The sequence below is a fragment of the Streptomyces violaceusniger Tu 4113 genome, from assembly GCF_000147815.2.
In the GTDB taxonomy this organism is placed as follows: Bacteria; Actinomycetota; Actinomycetes; order Streptomycetales; family Streptomycetaceae; genus Streptomyces; species Streptomyces violaceusniger_A.
Genome location: NC_015957.1, coordinates 695853 through 713813, shown reverse-complemented (window position 1 = coordinate 713813; position 17961 = coordinate 695853). Strand labels below are relative to the sequence as shown.

Annotated in this window: 24 protein-coding genes; 2 read left to right on the top strand and 22 right to left on the bottom strand. The window is 69.1% G+C overall.

The annotated features are described in order from the left end of the window. Nucleotides 1-262 precede the first annotated feature (262 nt). The gene (locus tag STRVI_RS03290; RefSeq protein WP_014054194.1) at nt 263-2350 is read left to right on the top strand and encodes a glycosyltransferase; all 2088 of its coding nucleotides are present in this window, start codon (nt 263-265) and stop codon (nt 2348-2350) included. 98 nt (nt 2351-2448) lie between these two features. Next, nucleotides 2449-2985, top strand: coding sequence for a hypothetical protein (locus STRVI_RS03285; protein WP_014054193.1), 537 nt, complete (start codon nt 2449-2451; stop codon nt 2983-2985). Here the strand turns inward: STRVI_RS03285 and STRVI_RS03280 are convergent. The 22 genes from STRVI_RS03280 to rpsH all read right to left on the bottom strand — a co-directional run bounded on the left by STRVI_RS03280 (nt 2979) and on the right by rpsH (nt 17880). Beyond that, the gene (locus tag STRVI_RS03280) at nt 2979-4184 is read right to left on the bottom strand and encodes a PP2C family protein-serine/threonine phosphatase (RefSeq protein WP_014054192.1); all 1206 of its coding nucleotides are present in this window, start codon (nt 4182-4184) and stop codon (nt 2979-2981) included. The genes STRVI_RS03285 and STRVI_RS03280 overlap by 7 nt on opposite strands. Further along, nucleotides 4181-5200 carry a SpoIIE family protein phosphatase gene (locus STRVI_RS03275; RefSeq protein ID WP_014054191.1) on the bottom strand — a complete coding sequence of 340 codons (1020 nt, stop codon included), beginning with the start codon at nt 5198-5200 and terminating at the stop codon, nt 4181-4183. The genes STRVI_RS03280 and STRVI_RS03275 overlap by 4 nt, the downstream gene beginning before the upstream one ends. Next, the gene (locus STRVI_RS03270; protein ID WP_014054190.1) at nt 5197-5676 is read right to left on the bottom strand and encodes an anti-sigma regulatory factor; all 480 of its coding nucleotides are present in this window, start codon (nt 5674-5676) and stop codon (nt 5197-5199) included. Before STRVI_RS03270 ends, STRVI_RS03275 begins: the two co-directional genes overlap by 4 nt. Next, on the bottom strand, nt 5660-6070 hold the full coding sequence (locus tag STRVI_RS03265; RefSeq protein WP_014054189.1) for an STAS domain-containing protein: 411 nt from the start codon (nt 6068-6070) through the stop codon (nt 5660-5662). Before STRVI_RS03265 ends, STRVI_RS03270 begins: the two co-directional genes overlap by 17 nt. Continuing rightward, nucleotides 6067-6945: an STAS domain-containing protein gene (locus STRVI_RS03260; protein WP_043235341.1), complete on the bottom strand. Its 879-nt coding sequence runs from the start codon at nt 6943-6945 to the stop codon at nt 6067-6069. Before STRVI_RS03260 ends, STRVI_RS03265 begins: the two co-directional genes overlap by 4 nt. A 174-nt stretch (nt 6946-7119) precedes the next feature. Then, nucleotides 7120-7986 carry a tRNA pseudouridine(38-40) synthase TruA gene (gene truA, locus STRVI_RS03255; protein WP_014054187.1) on the bottom strand — a complete coding sequence of 289 codons (867 nt, stop codon included), beginning with the start codon at nt 7984-7986 and terminating at the stop codon, nt 7120-7122. Between the two features lie 86 nt (nt 7987-8072). Then, entirely contained in the window at nt 8073-8624 is a 552-nt protein-coding gene (rplQ, locus tag STRVI_RS03250) for a 50S ribosomal protein L17 (protein ID WP_014054186.1), read from the bottom strand. Nucleotides 8625-8799: 175 nt separating this feature from the next. Beyond that, nucleotides 8800-9822: a DNA-directed RNA polymerase subunit alpha gene (locus tag STRVI_RS03245; protein ID WP_014054185.1), complete on the bottom strand. Its 1023-nt coding sequence runs from the start codon at nt 9820-9822 to the stop codon at nt 8800-8802. A 107-nt stretch (nt 9823-9929) separates the two neighbouring features. Continuing rightward, nucleotides 9930-10556 carry a 30S ribosomal protein S4 gene (gene rpsD / locus STRVI_RS03240; protein ID WP_014054184.1) on the bottom strand — a complete coding sequence of 209 codons (627 nt, stop codon included), beginning with the start codon at nt 10554-10556 and terminating at the stop codon, nt 9930-9932. 27 nt (nt 10557-10583) lie between these two features. After that, nucleotides 10584-10988, bottom strand: coding sequence for a 30S ribosomal protein S11 (rpsK, locus tag STRVI_RS03235; protein ID WP_009715860.1), 405 nt, complete (start codon nt 10986-10988; stop codon nt 10584-10586). A 66-nt stretch (nt 10989-11054) separates the two neighbouring features. Further along, entirely contained in the window at nt 11055-11435 is a 381-nt protein-coding gene (rpsM, locus tag STRVI_RS03230) for a 30S ribosomal protein S13 (RefSeq protein WP_014054183.1), read from the bottom strand. Nucleotides 11436-11630: 195 nt separating this feature from the next. After that, a complete protein-coding gene (gene rpmJ / locus STRVI_RS03225; protein WP_003956441.1) occupies nt 11631-11744 on the bottom strand; it encodes a 50S ribosomal protein L36 in 114 nt (37 codons plus the stop codon). A 27-nt stretch (nt 11745-11771) separates the two neighbouring features. Further along, the gene (infA, locus tag STRVI_RS03220; protein WP_003956442.1) at nt 11772-11993 is read right to left on the bottom strand and encodes a translation initiation factor IF-1; all 222 of its coding nucleotides are present in this window, start codon (nt 11991-11993) and stop codon (nt 11772-11774) included. A 150-nt stretch (nt 11994-12143) separates the two neighbouring features. Beyond that, on the bottom strand, nt 12144-12980 hold the full coding sequence (gene map / locus STRVI_RS03215) for a type I methionyl aminopeptidase (protein WP_014054182.1): 837 nt from the start codon (nt 12978-12980) through the stop codon (nt 12144-12146). 89 nt (nt 12981-13069) lie between these two features. Further along, on the bottom strand, nt 13070-13726 hold the full coding sequence (locus STRVI_RS03210) for an adenylate kinase (RefSeq protein WP_014054181.1): 657 nt from the start codon (nt 13724-13726) through the stop codon (nt 13070-13072). After that, a complete protein-coding gene (secY, locus tag STRVI_RS03205) occupies nt 13726-15039 on the bottom strand; it encodes a preprotein translocase subunit SecY (RefSeq protein WP_014054180.1) in 1314 nt (437 codons plus the stop codon). Before secY ends, STRVI_RS03210 begins: the two co-directional genes overlap by 1 nt. A 204-nt stretch (nt 15040-15243) precedes the next feature. Beyond that, entirely contained in the window at nt 15244-15699 is a 456-nt protein-coding gene (gene rplO / locus STRVI_RS03200) for a 50S ribosomal protein L15 (protein ID WP_014054179.1), read from the bottom strand. Nucleotide 15700: 1 nt separating this feature from the next. Beyond that, nucleotides 15701-15883, bottom strand: coding sequence for a 50S ribosomal protein L30 (gene rpmD, locus STRVI_RS03195; protein WP_009715866.1), 183 nt, complete (start codon nt 15881-15883; stop codon nt 15701-15703). Between the two features lie 2 nt (nt 15884-15885). Continuing rightward, complete coding sequence (gene rpsE, locus STRVI_RS03190; protein WP_014054178.1) at nt 15886-16491, bottom strand: 30S ribosomal protein S5; 606 nt, start codon at nt 16489-16491, stop codon at nt 15886-15888. Between the two features lie 43 nt (nt 16492-16534). Further along, nucleotides 16535-16918, bottom strand: coding sequence for a 50S ribosomal protein L18 (rplR, locus tag STRVI_RS03185; RefSeq protein ID WP_014054177.1), 384 nt, complete (start codon nt 16916-16918; stop codon nt 16535-16537). A gap of 3 nt (nt 16919-16921) precedes the next feature. After that, entirely contained in the window at nt 16922-17461 is a 540-nt protein-coding gene (gene rplF / locus STRVI_RS03180) for a 50S ribosomal protein L6 (RefSeq protein WP_014054176.1), read from the bottom strand. 20 nt (nt 17462-17481) lie between these two features. Further along, nucleotides 17482-17880 (bottom strand): 30S ribosomal protein S8, encoded by a 399-nt coding sequence (rpsH, locus tag STRVI_RS03175; protein ID WP_014054175.1) that lies wholly within the window; start codon nt 17878-17880, stop codon nt 17482-17484. Nucleotides 17881-17961: the final 81 nt, after the last annotated feature.

The following is a 17961-nucleotide window of genomic DNA, read 5'->3' as shown; positions in this document are numbered from 1 at the left end:
CACGGACACCCCGCAGACTCCCAGAACACCGGGAGGGTTGTACTCCCTTTCCCGAATGTGGTGGATCCCATATCACCATGCGCATAAGCAACCTTCGCGGCCCTGACCAGTCTTACGGACCGATCGGTCCTTACTGGCTCCATACCGGCATCACACCAGCCCCATATCGGCGTAATGCAGCCTGGTTCGGAACCACAACAGAGCACGGCCTCGGAGGGGAGGGCACGCCGCGGCGGATCAGCTTCGCCGGGCGTACATCACCGTGAAGATTTCTTTCCTGCTCCACAACGCCTATGGCATCGGTGGCACCATCCGGTCGACCTTCAATGTGGCCGCGGCGCTCGCCGCTCACCACACCGTGGAGATCGTCTCCCTGATCCGCACCATCGACGCCCCGAATCTCCCCCTCCACCCCGCCGTACGGCTCAGACCCCTGATCGACCTGCGCCCCCACGCCGACGGAGCCCGGGCCAACGACCTCGGCCATCCGCTGCTGATGCGGCCCAGCGCCCATATCCCGGACGCCGAGGCCAGGGGCACCACCAACTTCAACGCCCTCACCGATGAACGCGTCGCCGGGTATCTCGACCGCACCGACGCCGATGTCGTCATCGCCACCCGCCCCGGTCTGGTCATCTACCTCGCCACGCTCGGCCGCACCGGCCGCTTTCTGCGGATCGGCCAGGAGCACCGCCTCTACGGCACCCACCGCGCCGAGATCCGCGCCGCCTGCGACGCCGCCATACCCCACCTCGACGCGTACACCTCCGTCTCCGAAGCCGACGCGGCCACCCACCGGGCCCACCTCCCCGGTGTCACCACCCGGCTGACCGCCCTGCCCAACGGGGTGCCCGCCACCGGGATCGAGCCCTCCGACGGCCGCGCCAAACTGGTCGTGGCCGCGGGCCGGCTGATCCCGGTCAAGCGCTACGACCTGCTGGTGGCCGCCTGGGAGACGGTCGCCGCCAAACACCCCGACTGGCGATTGCGCATCTACGGCCGCGGCCCCCAACTCCCCGCGCTGCGCCGCCAGATCGACGGGCTCGGGCTGGCCGACCACATCACCCTGATGGGCGCCCACTCCCCCATCGAGACCGAGTGGGCCAAGGGCGCGATCGCCGCCGTCACCTCCCGCGAGGAGTCCTTCGGCATGACGATCGTCGAGGCGATGCACTGCGCGGTGCCCGTGGTCGCCACCGACTGCCCGCACGGGCCGGGCGAGATCATCACCGACGGCCGGGACGGGCTGCTGGTGCCGCCCGGCGACGCCGACGGGATCGCCAAGGGGCTGCTGACCCTGATCGAGGACGGCGAACTGCGCCGCTCGATGGGCGAGGCGGCCCGTATCGCGGCGCGGCGGTACGCCCCGGAGCGCGTGGCGGCCTCCTACGAGCGCCTCATCGAGGAACTCCACACCGCCCGCGGCACCGAGGCCCCGGCCGGGCGGCGCCGTACGGTCGCACCCCTGCGGGGCCGTACGGCCGGGACGCCGCTGACCGCCACCCTCAAGGGCGCGGTCAAGCGACTGGTCCGCAGGCCGCTGCGGCCTGTCGCGTCCTGCCGGGTCACCGCCGAGGGCAATCTGTCGGTGCTGCTGGAGCCCGCCGAGGTGCGCGGCGGCGAGCTCGAACTGACCGTCACCCGCCGGAAGAGCGACGAGCCTCCCCTCCGCGTTCCGCTTCAGCCCCCGGCGAGCATCGCGCCGTCCGAGCCCTGGACGGCCACGCTCGACCGGGCGACGCTCGATCTGGCCGAGGGCCGCTGGGATCTGCATGTGGTCCGCCGCTCCGACGGCGTCCGCCGCCGGGTCGGCTGCCGCTTCGCGGAAGGGCGCGGGCTGTTGGGCCTGGAGCCGCTGCCCGGCTCCCCCGTCGCCTGGTGGATCCCCTACGCCACCGTCGACGGCTATCTCGCGCTGCGCGCCTGGCGGCGCCCGGTCCATGCCGAGGCCCAGGTGATCCGCATGGACTCCGAGGGACTCGCCGTCGAAGGCACCCTGTACGGGGCGCGCTTCGGGCCCGACGCCGCCCCGACCGCGGTGGCCACCCCGTCCCGCGGCCCGGCCCGCTCGTTCCTCACCGGCGCCACGGCGCTGGACGGCGGCCGGTTCCGCTTCACCGTCCCGTACGAGCGGATCCAGCAGGCCCGTACGGACGACGAGGGCGCCGCCGCCTGGACCCTGACGCTCCATAAGTCCGCGGGGGCAGAGACCCCGATCCCGATCGGCCGCATCGTGGGCGACATTGTGGACCGCGACAAAACGGACCTCTTCCCGGTCACCCACGGTGTCCGACCCCACCTCACCCGCACCGGAGACCTCACCATCATCTCCCCCATCAGAGACAATTGAGAGACGTGAGTCATGGGTGCGGTGTTTGCCGCGGAGATCACCGGTAACACTCGGTGATACCAGCCTCGAGCGAGGAAAACTCTGCGGAAGGCACAACGATGTCAACTGTCACGCTCATCATCCTGGTGGCGGCCCTGGCCGCCATGGCCGGCCTTGTGATCGCCCCCTCGGTCCGGCAGGGCCGCAAGGGCGAACTGCCGGTCCGAAGCCTGCCCTCGGAAGCCAGGGAGCAGTACGCGGCGCGGTGGGCGGGAGTGCAGGAGCGATTCGTCGACTCTCCCGGCTGGGCGCTGCGCGAAGCCGACCGGCTGCTGGGCGCCTTGGCCGTCGACCGCGGCTATCCGGCCGAGTCCGACGACAAGCGGATGGACGCGCTGTCCATCCGTCACCCCGGGGAGATCGACGGCTACCGCCGGCTGCACGCCATGGCGGCGCAGGTACCCGAGGGCCAGACCGCCGAAGCCGCCACCGAGCGGATGCGGGAGGCGCTGGTCGCCGCGCGGCCCCTGTTCGAGCAACTCGTGCGCGCACAGCCGCACGACGAGCGCCCGCTCCCGCCCCCGGTCCCCCGTCAGCGGGATCTTCAGCAGAGCCGTATCCCGGGGCAGCGCCTCGGCCCGGCCGCCGATCACTGACCGGTGAGCCGCACCGCCAGCGCGAGGGTGTCATCCGGATGCAGGATCACCGTGTGCATATCCTCCGCGATGGCGCCGGGGACCTCCTCGATCGGGCTCTGCAGATGCTTGTGCGCGGCCTCGATCAGGCGCCTCTCGCCCTCGATCGGGTCCCGGCGGCTCTCGGTGAGCCCGTCGGTGTAGAGCAGGAGGAGGTCCCCGGGGGCCAGCCGCTCGGTCAGCGGTGTCTCGCTCCCGGGCAGCGGAAAGCCGATCCCGCGCCCCCGGGCCTCCAGATAGCGGGCCGATCCGTCGCGGCGCAGCAGCAGCGCGGGCGGATGGCTCCCGTTGGCCAGCCACAGCTCACCGGTGGCCGGATGGATCCGGGCGAGCAGCACGGTGGCCATCACGGCCCGGTCGAAGGGGTGCAGGATCTCGTCGGTGCGGGCCACGATCGACTGGAGGCGGTGGCCCTCCAGCGCCAGGGTGCGCACCGCGTGGGTGACGTTGAGCGCGCTGCGCGTACTGGTCACCCCATGGCCCAGCGCGTCCACGATGGTGATGTGGACGGTGCCGTCGGGCAGCACGAACCAGTCGTACAGATCCCCGCCGGTCGGCGCGTCGGTGCCGGCCGGTTCGTAGTGCACGGCGAGTTCGAGGCCGTCGGCCTCGATGAGCGGCGGGCGCAGCGCGTCCTCCAGCTCCCGCAGGGTCTGGCCGTGCGCGGTGCGCAACTGCTTGTCCCGCTCGTCGAGCTGGACGTAGAGCGCGAGCACCCCGCTGTTGGTCTCCTCGAGTTCGTCCTTGAGGCGGCGGTGCTCGGCGGTGAGCGCGTCGGCGGCGGCCAGCACGGCGCGCAACTCCTCCGCGGCGAGGGCCTCCTCGCCGAGGGCCTCCTCGGCGGCGTCCGCCGGCGGGCCCGCCGGAAGGCGCCAGACCACCTCGTCCTGGGTCACCGCCTCGGGGGCCATCGGCAGCTCCGCCGCCGGGCCCGTATCGCCCGGCGTCCGCAGCACCACCGTGAGCAGCCCGTCGTCCGGGTCGTACGCCCACTCCAGGACGGTTTCCCGCCCGGCGCGCAGCGCCGTCCCGGCGGCCTCGGCGGCGGACAGCACAAGGCGCCCCCGGACCTCCGGGTCCAGGGCGTGCTCCCGGGCCAGCGCCCGAACGGCCCGGCTGAGCCGGGCCGTCGTGGCGCAGGTGAGGTTCCTCGTCGTCATGGAAGCCTTAAGGGTGACCTGGCCGCGAGCACCGTGGCGTCGTCGCGGACGCGGCGATGGCCATGGGCGAGTGCGGCGGACAGCAGGGACGGCGGAAGACGGAGCACGGACGGGGGCGGGTCCAGCGCCCAGCGGGCGTCTATACCGTCGCTGTGCAGCACCGCCGTGGCGCCCTGGGACAGCGGGAAGCCGTGGACGCGCGGGGTGGGCATGCCCCAGCCGACGATCCCCGGCTGTCCGGTCAGCCGGTGCTCGACCCCGCCCGGGGTCAGGGCGAGGGCCCGGATGTTGCCGATGCCGCAGTAGTCGGCGCGATCGTGGTGCAGCCGCAGCAGCCCCACGGCGGCGCCGCGGGTGTGCCGCAGGGCCCGGTTCATCCGGGTGAGCACGTCCGGCAGCGGACGGTCGGGGTCGGTGTGGAAGGTCCGCAGCGCCGCCTGGGCCGCCTCCTCGGCGGCCCGGCCGTGGCCGAGGCCGTCGAGGACGACCGCGGTGCGGGCGGCGTCCGTGTCGACGATCCCGCGGGCGTCGCCACAGCCCTCCTCCCCTTCGGCGGGCAGACAGATCGCGCCCACCCCCTGCCACTCCGGCCGCTGCTCGCCCGGCGCGGTCAGGCGGGCGCAGGCCCAGGTGCCCACGTCGGTGCCGTCGGCGCTGCGCATGGTGAAGTGGGTCGCCATCCTTCTGACGGCGCCGAGCCCGACCCCCAGCGTGCCGGAGGTGGTGTAGCCGTCGGCCAGACAGCGCTCGGGGTCGTGCATACCGGGGCCGCGGTCGGCGGCGAGGATCTCCACCCCGTGGCCCAGCGGCAGCGGCTGGACGTAGAGCGTGCCGTCGCTGGCGTGCTTGTCCAGGTTGGTCGCCAGCTCGGAGGCGATCACCGCCGCCTGATCGGGCAGCGCCCCCGGCAGCTCGCACTCCCGGGCCACCGCACGCGCCGTCTCGGCGGCCAGATGCACGGCGCTGTGGTGATCGACGCGCACCTGGGCGGTGGGCACCGTGAAGATACGGGTCACCGGGCCGCCCAGCGGATGACGACCACGACGGTGCCCTCGCCCGGGCCGGTGCGCACGGTGAACTCGTCCATCAGCCGCCGGGCGCCGCCCAGCCCGTGCCCCAGGCCCGAGCCGGTGGTGAACCCGTCGGTGAGCGCCGCCTCGAGGTCCGCGATGCCCGGCCCCTCGTCCTTGACGGTCAGCCGCAGCCCCCGCCGCCCGGAGGGCTCGCGCGGATAGTCGAGGGTGACCGTGCCGCCGCCCCCGTGGACATAGGCGTTACGGGCGAGCTCGCTGGCGGCCGTGACCACACGGGTCTGGTCCACCAGGCCGAAGCCCACCTCGACGGTGGCCGCGCGCACCGCATGGCGGACCGTCAGCAGGTCCTCCTCGGTGCGCACCGGATACGTGGCCGGCGCGGGCATACGCCGGCTCTCGGCCCGCGCGGGCCGCTTGGGCCCGTGGGAGGCGAGGGTGGATTCACCGGGCAGTGCCACGTCGGGCCCCTTCCAGGGGCTGCGGGGCCTGACGCCACCCCAGCGCGGCCATCCCCTGCTCCGGATTGAGTGCGGTCTCCACACCGACCAGTTCGATCCCCAGCTCGACCAGGGTGATCGCCACCGGCGGTCGCATCCCGGCCACGATCACCCGGGCCCCCAGCAGCCGGGCCACCGTGGTCAGCTCCATCAGCGTCCGGGCCACGAAGGAGTCGATGACCTCCAGCCGGGAGATGTCGATGAGCACCCCACGGGCGCCCTCGGCCGAGATCCGCTCGGTGAGCTCCTCGGTGAAGGCGATGGCGGTCCGGTCGTCGAGCTCATTGAGCAGGCCGGTGACCAGGACATCTCCCAGTCGCAGAATCGGAACGCCGGGTGAGCGATGACCGTTCACCGACCATCTCCTTCGTCACCGTCGGGACCGGGCCCGTCGATCAGCTTGATCGCGGCGGCCAGCGCGTCGGCCAGCGTCGCCCGCGTGAGGATGGTGGACAGATCGATGCCGAGCTGGGCGATGGTCTGGGCGATCGAGGGGCGGACCCCGCTGATCACGCAGTCCGCGCCCATCAGCCGCACCGCGTTCACGGTCTGCATCAGATGCTGGGCGACGGCGGTGTCCACCGTCGGCACACCCGTGATGTCGATGATCGCGACCAGCGCCTCATGGTCCTGGATGGCCTGGAGCAGATTCTCCATCACCACCTGGGTCCGGGCGGTGTCCAGCGTGCCGATCAGCGGCACCGCCAGCACCTGCCGCCACAGCCGCACCACCGGTGTCGACTGCTCCATCAACTGCTGGCTCTGCCGGCGGATGATCTCCTCCCGGCCCTCCACATACGTCTCGAAGGACAGCGCCCCGGCCACATCCAGCAGCCGGTTCATGAAGACGGCCGAGGCGAACAGCTCCTCGGCGTCCCGGGTGTCCCGCTGCACCGCCTTGAGCAGCGCCTCCTTGAGCGCGAGCACCGCGAGCGAGGTCGCCGTCGGCGTGGCCCCCGCCCGCGCCCGGCGCATCGACAGCCCCACCACGGCCTCGTGCAGCCCCGGGGTGGTGGTCACCACCCGGTCCACCGGCACACCGCTCTGCAGGCCGGGAACCAGCGCCTCGATCAAGGCGTCGGCCTCCTCGCGGAGTTCGGCCTCGCCGATGTCGGTGTCAAGCAGGGCCTGCTCCATCTGCAGCTCGACCCAGCGATCGGCGATTTCCTCGTCGCGCTCCTGCAGAGCCCTGGTCAGGCGCTCTCGCACAGCGGCCTCGCTGGTACTCACGCGGATCCCTTCGCGGTCGGCGACCGTTGTCGGTTGGCAAATTTTATCGATCTTCCGGAGGCCCCGGAAGTCGCATCATGCCGATCGCCCCGCCGCCTTGACTCAGTCTTCCAGTCGTCGGCACACGAGGCGCGTGGCGAGTACCCAATGATCGGCCGCCCACACCCGCCGTTTTCAGCAGCAGCCGGAACCGATCGCCGTCGCGCCCGGCAGGGAGCGCTTGTTGCGGGACTCCCGGTTACGGGCGGCGAGTTGGTCATCGGCCGGATAGCCGACCTCCTCCAGGGTCAGACCATGAGGACGGACGACATGGACGGCGGAGTCGCGCACCCCCGCGGCGAGCACCTTGGCCGGCCAGTCCCAGGGACGGTGGCCGTCGCCGACGAAGAGCAGGGCGCCCACCAGCGAGCGCACCATGTTGTGGCAGAAGGCGTCCGCCCGCACGGTCGCCGTGATGACACCGTCCGCGCCGCGCACCCAGTCCAGCCGCTGGAGGGTGCGGATGGTGGTCGCGCCGTCACGCTTCTTGCAGTACGCGGCGAAGTCGTGCTCGCCCAGGAGCCGTTCGGAGGCCGCGTTCATGGCGGCCACGTCCAACGGCCAGTCATGCCACAGCACATGGCCGCGCAGCAGCGGATCGACCCCGCCGGGGTGGTCGGTGACCCGGTAGGCGTAGCGCCGCCAGATCGCGGAGAAGCGGGCATTGAACCCGGGCGGGGCCTGCGCGACCTTCCAGACCCGTACGTCATGGGGCAGCCGGCCGGCGAGCCGCCGCAGCAGCCTGTCCCGGTGCTCGGCCCACAGCGCCTCGGGCAGATCCACATGCGCCACCTGGCCGCGGGCATGGACCCCCGCGTCCGTGCGGCCCGCGACGGTCAGCTCGAAGGTCTCCGAGGAGCGCGTCACCGTCCGCAGCGCGCTCTCCAGCTCGCCCTGCACGGTGCGCCGCTCGCGCTGCTTGGCCCAGCCCGAGAAGTCCTTGCCGTCGTAACTCAGATCCAGCCGGACCCGTACGAAACCGGGCGCCGCCTCGTCACTCACTGGGCCGTTCCTCTCCATGCGGAACGGGCCCGCTCCCAGATTCTGGGGGCGGGCCCGTCCGTGACAACGAAAGCCGTAGCGACGCCTCAGGCGTCCTTCGCGGCCTCATCAGCCGCGTCCGCGGCGGGCTCGGCCGGAGTCTCGGTCGCCTCGGCCTCAGCGGCCGGGGCCTCGGTGGCCTCGTCCTTCTTGAGGTTCGCGGCGGCCGTGTCACCGGCAGCGTCCTTGGCGGTGCGCTTGGTGGCGGCCTCGGCCTCGCCGACGGCCTCCTGCTGCACGGTCAGCGCCTCGACCAGCTCGATGACCGCCATCGGGGCGTTGTCGCCACGACGGTTACCGATCTTGGTGATCCGGGTGTAGCCACCCGGCCGGTTCTCGTAGCGCGGGCCGATCTCGGTGAAGAGGGTGTGCACGACGCTCTTGTCGCGGACGGTCTGGAGCACCAGACGGCGGTTGTGAAGGTCGCCCTTCTTCGCCTTGGTGACCAGCTTCTCCGCGACCGGGCGCAGGCGGCGGGCCTTCGCCTCGGTGGTGGTGATCCGGCCGTGCTCGAACAGCGCGGTGGCGAGGTTCGCCAGCAGGAGCCGCTCGTGCGCAGCGCTGCCGCCCAGACGGGCGCCCTTGGCGGGCTTCGGCATTGGTGTATCTCCTAGGTGTCTGCACCGGCCGTATCAGGTACCAGTGTCAGTTACCGGCGAGCGGCCGCCCGCCGGAAATTTTCGTCGCCCGCCGCACGGACTCGATCAAGCTCAGCAAAATCAAGCCCGTCCGGCGATTGAGGACAGCGCCTCAGCCCCAGCGGCGGGGCAACGATCAGTACTGCTCGGTCTCGACGAAACCGGCATCCGCGTCGTCATCGGCGCCGAAGGCGTCAGCGGCGGCGGTCGGGTCGAATCCGGGCGGGCTGTCCTTGAGCGCCAGGCCCATACCGGCCAGCTTCGCCTTGACCTCGTCGATCGACTTGGCGCCGAAGTTCCGGATGTCGAGCAGGTCCGCCTCGGACCGCGCCACGAGCTCACCCACGGAGTGGATGCCCTCGCGCTTGAGGCAGTTGTACGAGCGGACGGTGAGCTCGAGCTCCTCGATCGGCAGCGCCAGATCGGCGGCGAGGGCGGCGTCCGTCGGGGACGGGCCCATGTCGATGCCCTCGGCGTCCACGTTCAGCTCGCGGGCCAGGCCGAACAGCTCGACCAGGGTCTTACCGGCCGACGCCATGGCGTCACGCGGCCGCATGGCCTGCTTGGTCTCGACGTCGACGATCAGCTTGTCGAAGTCGGTGCGCTGCTCGACACGGGTCGCCTCGACCTTGTAGGTGACCTTGAGCACCGGCGAGTAGATGGAGTCGACCGGGATCCGGCCGATCTCCTGGCCGACCTGCTTGTTCTGCACGGCGGAGACGTAACCGCGGCCACGCTCGACCGTGAGCTCCATCTCCAGCTTGCCCTTGCCGTTCAGCGTGGCCAGGACCAGGTCGGGGTTGTGCACCTCGACACCGGCCGGCGGGGCGATGTCGGCGGCGGTGACCAGACCCGGGCCCTGCTTGCGCAGGTACATCACGACCGGCTCGTCGTGCTCCGAGGAGACGACGAGCTGCTTGATGTTGAGGATCAGGTCGGTGACGTCCTCCTTGACGCCCGGCACGGTGGTGAACTCGTGCAGGACCCCATCGACCCGGATGCTGGTGACGGCCGCACCGGGGATCGAGGAGAGGAGCGTACGACGCAGGGAGTTTCCGAGGGTGTAGCCGAAGCCCGGCTCCAGCGGCTCGATCACGAACCGGGAGCGGAACTCGTCGACGACCTCTTCGGTCAACGAGGGACGCTGAGCGATCAGCATGGGTTTGCCTCCAGTCTTCGGCGCCCGCTATTTGACGCCGAACCCTTCAATGGTACGGGCGGTACGCGCCAAACGGCTCCGTACCGCCCGTATCGTCCAGCGGTCTACTACTTGGAGTAGAGCTCGACGATGAGCTGCTCCTGCACCTGGGTGTCGATCACCTGGCGCTCGGGCATGGAGTGCACGAGGATCCGAAGCTGCGACGGAATGGCCTCCAGCCACGCCGGCACCGTGCGCTCGCCCGCCTCGGCCTGAGCCACCTGGAAGGGGGTCAGGGTCCGGGACTTCGTGCGGACCTCGATGATGTCGTTCACGGTGACGCGGGCCGACGGGATGTCGGTCTTGCGGCCGTTCACGGTGATGTGTCCGTGGCGGACGAGCTGACGTGCGTGGTCGCGGGACTTGGCGAAGCCGGCCCGGTAGACCACGTTGTCGAGGCGGGTCTCGAGGATGCGAAGCAAGTTCTCACCGGTCTTGCCGGACTTCTTGTTCGCCTCCGCGTAGTAGCCACGGAACTGCTTCTCAAGGACGCCGTAGATGCGGGTCGCCTTCTGCTTCTCACGGAGCTGCAGCAGGTACTCGCTGTCCTTGGTGCGCCCGCGACCGTGCTCACCCGGGGGGTAAGGACGGATCTCGATCGGGCACTTCGCGCTCTCGCACTTGCTCCCCTTGAGGAAGAGCTTCTGCTTCTCCCGACGGCAACGCTTGCAGTCGGCCCCGGTGTAACGCGCCATGTTTCTGTTGTCTCCTACTTCAGCCGGTCAGACGCGCCGACGCTTGGGCGGGCGGCATCCGTTGTGCGGAGTCGGAGTGACGTCCTGGATCGAACCCACCTCCAGGCCGGTGGCCTGGAGCGAGCGGATCGCGGTCTCACGGCCGGAGCCCGGACCCTTGACGAACACGTCGACCTTGCGCATGCCGTGCTCCTGTGCGCGGCGGGCGGCCGACTCGGCGGCCATCTGCGCGGCGAACGGAGTGGACTTGCGCGAGCCCTTGAAGCCGACGTGGCCGGCAGAGGCCCAAGAGATCACATTCCCGGTCGGGTCCGTGATCGAGACGATGGTGTTGTTGAACGTGCTCTTGATGTGAGCGTGCCCGTGGGCGACGTTCTTCTTTTCCTTGCGGCGCACCTTCTTGGCGCCGGCCGTCCTGCTCTTCGGAGGCATTCCTGAATTCTCCCGTGGAGGTGGTCGGTCCTACAGCTCGGACCGCTTGACAGCGTCCGGTGCGGACTACTTCTTGCCCGGCTTCTTCTTACCGGCGATGGCGCGACGCGGGCCCTTGCGGGTGCGGGCGTTGGTGCTGGTGCGCTGGCCGTGGACCGGAAGGCCGCGGCGGTGGCGCAGACCCTGGTAGCAGCCGATCTCGACCTTGCGGCGGATGTCGGCCTGGATCTCGCGACGGAGGTCACCCTCGGTCTTGATGTTGTTGTCCACGTACTCGCGGATCTTGACCAGGTCTTCTTCGCCCAGGTCACGAACGCGGGTGTCCGGGTTCACACCGGTGTTGGCGAGCGTCTGCTGGGCAAGGGTGCGACCGATGCCGAAGACGTAAGTGAGGGCGACCTCGACGCGCTTTTCGCGCGGGAGATCAACGCCTGCGAGGCGTGCCATGAATCTGGCTCCAGATGGTTGTCGGAGGTCTTCCGCAGCACCACTCCCGGCCACCGTTCGCACGGCTACCGGGTCCCCGGCCTCCGACCGGGGGTGTCGTCCCCGCGAGGCGGGAACGGGTGACTGCGTATGTACGCAAAGTTATGACGTCGCGCGAAGATGCTGCGAGTGATGCAGGATTCCGGCCGGTGTGCGTCAGCCCTGGCGCTGCTTGTGGCGCAGGTTGTCGCAAATGACCATGACCCGGCCGTGGCGGCGGATCACCTTGCACTTGTCGCAGATCTTCTTGACGCTCGGCTTGACCTTCATGGTGTGAGGTTCTCCGGGTCGTGAGATCTACTTGTAGCGGTAGACGATCCGTCCGCGCGTGAGGTCGTACGGAGACAGCTCCACCACGACCCGGTCATCGGGCAGGATGCGGATGTAGTGCATGCGCATCTTGCCACTGATGTGCGCGAGGACCTTGTGACCGTTCTGAAGCTCCACCTTGAACATCGCGTTCGGCAGAGATTCGATCACGGTGCCCTCAATTTCGATGGCGCCTTGCTTCTTGGCCATGTCCTGCTTTCGGGATCGGCTACCTTGATCGGCTCGCAACATGCGGGAGGGCATGCGTGAGCCGACGTGTCAGTCTACGTCAGGGCATCCCGAAACACGAATCCGGGGCATGATGCCCCGGAATCGAGATCTTTATGCCCACAGAGATCGTCAGGCCAGGGGATCGGGCGCGGTCTCCACGCCCAGCTCGGCCAGCTTGGCCTTGCCGCCGTCCACGGCGGTCAGCACCAGCGGGCCCTCCTCGGTCAGCGCGACCGAGTGCTCCCAGTGGCTGGACCAGGTGCCGTCGTCCGTCTTGACGGTCCAGTCGTCGGACAGCACATGCGTCTTCGCGGTGCCCAGGCTCACCATGGGCTCGATCGCGATGCAGAAGCCGGGGCCCAGCCGCGGGCCCTTGCCGCGCTTCCGGGAGACGTAGTTCAGCAGATGCGGGTCCATATGCATCTGGGAGCCGATGCCATGGCCGCCGTAGTCCTCGATGATCCCGTACCTGCCGGAGGCGGGGCGGGGCTGGCGGCGGATGTAGCCCTCGATGGCCTTGGAGATGTCGATGAGCCGGTGGCCCTTGCGGACCGCCGCGATCCCGGCCCACATCGACTCCTCGGTCACCCGGCTCAGCTCGTACAGCTCCGGGGCGTGACCGGTGCCCACGAAGGCGGTGAAGGCGGCGTCGCCGTGCCATCCGTCCACGATCGCGCCCGCGTCGATGGAGATGATGTCGCCGTCCTTGAGGACGGTCTCCTGGTCCGGGATGCCATGCACCACGATGTCGTTCGCCGAGGTGCAGATCGTGGCGGGGAAGCCGCCGTAGCCCAGGAAGTTCGACTTGGCGCCGTGGTCGGCGATGACCTTACGGGCGACGTCGTCCAGGTCCTTGGTGGTGGCGCCGGGGACGGCAGCCGCCCGCGTCGCCTCATGGATGGCGGCGACGACCAGTCCCGCCTCACGCATCTTCGCGATCTGCTCGGGAGTCTTGATCTCCACCATCACTCAGCCTTCCGCGGTCCATCGATTCTGCTCAACAGTACGGCCGCGACGCCCGGGGCGGGCGTCGCGGCCGTCACACACTCTGTTTGCTAGGCCGCCTTGGCGGCCAGGGCGTCCATCGCCCGCTGGGTGACCTCGGACACCTTGCCGAGCGCCGAGATCGTCACGACCAGGCCCTTGGCCTTGTAGTAGTCGATGATCGGCTCGGTCTCCCGGTGGTAGACCTCCAGTCGTTTGCGGACCGTATCCTCGCTGTCGTCCTCGCGCTGGTACAGCTCGCCGCCGCAGACGTCGCACACTCCGGGGACCTTCGGCGGCTTGTACTCCACGTGGAACGTGTGCGAGCTGTCATTACGGCAGGTACGCCGGCCCGCGATGCGCTTGATCACCTCGGACTCGGGGACCTCCAGGTCCAGCACCGCGTCCAGCGAGACCCCGCGCTCAGCCAAATAGGCGTCCAGGGCCTCGGCCTGGACCAGGTTCCTCGGGAACCCGTCCAGCAGGAAGCCCGACTGTGCGTCCGGCTGGTCCAGCCGGTCCTCCGCCATGGCGATGGTGACCTCGTCCGGTACCAGCTGCCCGGCCCGCATGTACTCCTGCGCCTGCTTGCCGAGGGGGGTGCCCTGGCTGATGTTCGCGCGGAACAGGTCGCCGGTGGAGATATGCGGGATCGACAGCTTCTCGGCAAGGTACGCGGCCTGCGTACCCTTGCCGGCTCCCGGAGGCCCGACGAGGACGATTCGCATCAGCGGAGGAACCCTTCGTAGTGTCGCTGCTGAAGCTGGCTCTCGATCTGCTTCACAGTCTCCAGGCCGACACCCACGATGATCAGGATGCTCGTGCCGCCGAACGGGAAGTTCTGATTGGCGTTGAGCGTCACCAGTGCCACCGTGGGCACCAGGGCGATCAAGCCCAGATAGAGCGCACCGGGCCACGTGATGCGGTTCAGCACGTAGCTCAGGTACTCCGCGGTGGGACGACCAGCCCGGATACCCGGGATGAACCCACCATACTTCTTCATGTTGTCGGCAACTTCTTCGGGGTTGAAGCTGATGGCGACATAGAAGAATGCGAAGAAGACGATCAGCAGGAAGTACGTGGCGATGTAGATCGGGTGGTCGCCCTTGACGAAGTTCTGCGAGATCCAGGTCGCCCAGCCGGCCTTCGAATTGGAGAACTGGACGATCAGCGCCGGAATGTACAGCAGCGATGAGGCGAAGATCACGGGGATCACACCCGCCTGGTTCACCTTCATCGGGATGTAGGTGGACGTACCGCCGTACGAGCGACGGCCGATCATGCGCTTGGCGTATTGCACCGGGATCCGGCGCTGGGCCTGCTCGACGAAGACCACCAGGCCGACCATGGCCAGACCACAGAGGATCACCAGGCCGAACTCCAGCCAGCCGCCCATGATCTTGCCCTGCTGCTTGATGCTCCACATCGCGCTCGGGAACCCGGCGGCGATCGAGACGAACATCAGGATCGACATGCCGTTGCCGATGCCGCGGTCGGTCACCAGCTCACCGAGCCACATGATCAGCGCGGTGCCGGCGGTCATCGTGATGACCATCACGGCGGTGGTGAAGATCGAGTCGTCCCGGACGATCTGGCCGCCCACGGGGCAGCTCTGGAAGAGCGAGCCGCTGCGGGCGGTGGCCACCAGGCCGGTGCCCTGCAGGATCGCCAGCGCGATGGTCAGATAGCGGGTGTACTGCGTGATCTTCGACTGCCCGGCCTGGCCCTCCTTCTTGAGGGCTTCGAGGCGCGGGATCACCACGGTCAGCAGCTGCAGGATGATGCTCGCCGTGATGTACGGCATGATCCCGAGCGCGAAGATGGTGATCTGGAGCAGTGCGCCACCACTGAACATGTTGACCAGGCCGAACAGCCCCTGCTGGCCCTTGGCGAGGTCCATGCACGTCTGGACATTCTTGTAATTGATGCCCGGGATCGGGATATGTTGCCCGAGCCTGAAGAGCACGATGATGGCCAGCGTGAACAGCAGCTTCTTGCGCAGGTCGGGCGTCTTGAACGCCCGGGCGAACGCGGTGAGCACGGTGCCTCCTGCGCCCCCCGCGTGCGTGCGCGAGAGGTGACGGTCTTGAGGATCGACGAATACTTATCAGCCAGGACCCGCGCGAAGGCGTACCGCGCGGAAGGTAACAACGCACGCCACCTTACCGGCGACCCGGCCCCGCTTGGAACGACCAACCGGGGATGCCCCGTATCTGGAGCATCCCCGGTCGGGTGTGCACCGTGCTCAGACGAGCTCGGTGACGGTGCCACCGGCACCGGTGATCTTCTCCTTGGCGGAGCCGGAGACGGCGTCGACCGTCACCTGGAGCGCCACGGAGACCTCACCGGAGCCCAGCACCTTGACGAGCTGGTTCTTGCGCACCGCGCCCTTGGCGACCAGATCGGCCACCGTGACCTCGCCACCCTGCGGGTAGAGCGCGGCCAGCTTGTCCAGGTTCACGACCTGGTACTCGGTGCGGAAGGGGTTCTTGAAGCCCTTGAGCTTCGGGAGCCGCATGTGGAGGGGCATCTGCCCACCCTCGAAGCGCTCCGGAACCTGGTAGCGGGCCTTGGTGCCCTTGGTGCCACGACCAGCGGTCTTACCCTTGGACGCCTCACCACGACCGACACGGGTCTTGGCGGTCTTGGCGCCCGGGGCGGGCCGGAGGTTGTGGACCTTCAGCGGGTTGTTCTCCGCCATCTCAGTCGACCTCCTCGACCGTCACGAGGTGCCGCACGGTGGTCGCCATGCCGCGGAACTCGGGGCGGTCCTCCTTGACAACCACGTCGCCGAGCTTCTTCAGCCCGAGCGAACGCAGGGTGTCGCGGTGGTTCTGCTTGCTGCCGATGTAGGACTTCGTCTGCGTGATCTTCAGGCGGGCCATGCTCACGCACCCACCCCGGCACGCGCCCGCAGCAGAGCGGCGGGAGCGACGTCCTCCAGCGGCAGACCACGACGGGCGGCGATCTCCTCGGGGCGCTGAAGGCCCTGCAGAGCGGCCACCGTGGCGTGCACGATGTTGATCGGGTTCGACGAACCGAGCGACTTGCTGAGCACGTCGTGGATGCCCGCGCACTCCAGCACGGCGCGCACCGGGCCACCGGCGATCACACCGGTACCGGGGGACGCCGGCTTCAGCAGCACGACACCCGCGGCCTTCTCGCCCTGGATCGGGTGCGGGATGGTGCCGGCGATCCGGGGGACCTTGAAGAAGTGCTTCTTGGCCTCCTCCACGCCCTTGGCGATCGCGGCCGGCACCTCCTTGGCCTTGCCGTAACCGACACCCACGGTGCCGTCACCGTCGCCCACCACGACCAGCGCGGTGAAGCTGAAGCGACGACCACCCTTCACAACCTTGGCGACGCGGTTGATCGCGACAACACGCTCGACGTAAGCGGTCTTCTCGGCGGCAGCGCCACCGTCCCGCCGGTCCTTCCGGTCCCGCCGCTCGCCGCCACCGGCGCCGCCACCGCGGCGCTGGGGTCCAGCCATTGGATTTACCTCTCTCGTTTCCGCTTTGCGTTGGAACCGGGGCTCAGAACTTCAGCCCGGCCTCGCGGGCGGCGTCCGCCAGAGCGGCAATCCGCCCGGCGTACTTGTTGCCACCACGGTCGAACACGACGGCCTCGATGCCCGCGGCCTTCGCCCGCTCGGCCACCAGGGCGCCCACCTGCTGCGCCAGGGCGCTCTTGTCGCCCTCGGCCGCCCGGACGGCGCTGTCCAGCGTCGACGCCGAGGCCAGCGTGTGGCCCGCGATGTCGTCGATGACCTGCGCCACCATGTGACGGTTGGACCGCGTCACCACGAGGCGAGGGCGGACCGGCGTGCCGGAGACCCGCTTGCGGACGCGGATGTGACGCCGCTTGACGGCAGCAGCCTTACGGGCGTTGCCCTTGGCAATCTTCACACCGTATGCCATGGCTTACTTACCAGCCTTTCCGACCTTGCGGCGGATGACCTCGCCCGCGTACTTCACGCCCTTGGCCTTGTACGGATCGGGCTTACGCAGCTTGCGGATGTTCGCGGCGACCTCGCCGACCTTCTGCTTGTCGATGCCCTCGACGCTCAGCTTGGTCGGGGACTCCACCTTGAAGGTGATGCCCTCGGGGGCCTCGACCAGGATCGGGTGGCTGTAGCCCAGGGCGAACTCCAGGTTGGAGCCCTTGGCCTGGACGCGGTAACCAACACCGCTGATCTCGAGCGCCTTGCTGTAGCCCTGGGTCACGCCGGTGATCATGTTCGCCACCAGCGTGCGGGACAGGCCGTGCAGGGCCTTGTTCTGACGCTCGTCGTTGGGGCGGATGACAACGAGCGTGTTGTCCTCACCCTTGGCGACATCGATCGGCGCGGCGACGGTGTGCGAGAGAGAACCCTTGGGGCCCTTCACGGCGACCGTCCGGCCATCGATGGTGACGTCCACACCAGCGGGAACCTGGATGGGCAGCTTGCCAATGCGCGACATGTGCTTCCTCCGTTCCCTGGTTACCAGACGTAGGCGAGGACTTCCCCGCCCACGCCCTTCTTGCCGGCCTGCTTGTCGGTGAGGAGCCCGTGCGACGTGGAGATGATCGCCACGCCCAGGCCGCCGAGCACCTTCGGCAGGCTGGTGGACTTTGCGTAGACCCGCAGACCCGGCTTCGAAATCCGCTTGATGCCGGCGATCGAGCGCTCGCGGTTCGGGCCGAACTTCAGCTCGAGGGTGAGGTTCTTGCCAACCTCGGCGTCCTCGACCTTCCAGCCGGTGATGTAGCCCTCCTGCTGGAGGATCTCCGCGATATGCGACTTGATCTTGCTGTGGGGCATCTGGACGGAGTCGTGATACGCCGAGTTCGCGTTTCGCAGACGTGTCAGCATGTCTGCGATCGGATCGGTCATGGTCATGATGGCCTTCGGCCTCTCTCGCCGGGGTTTCCTGTATGCGCCATCCCTCTCACCCACTCACGGTGGGCACGGGTGCGGCGC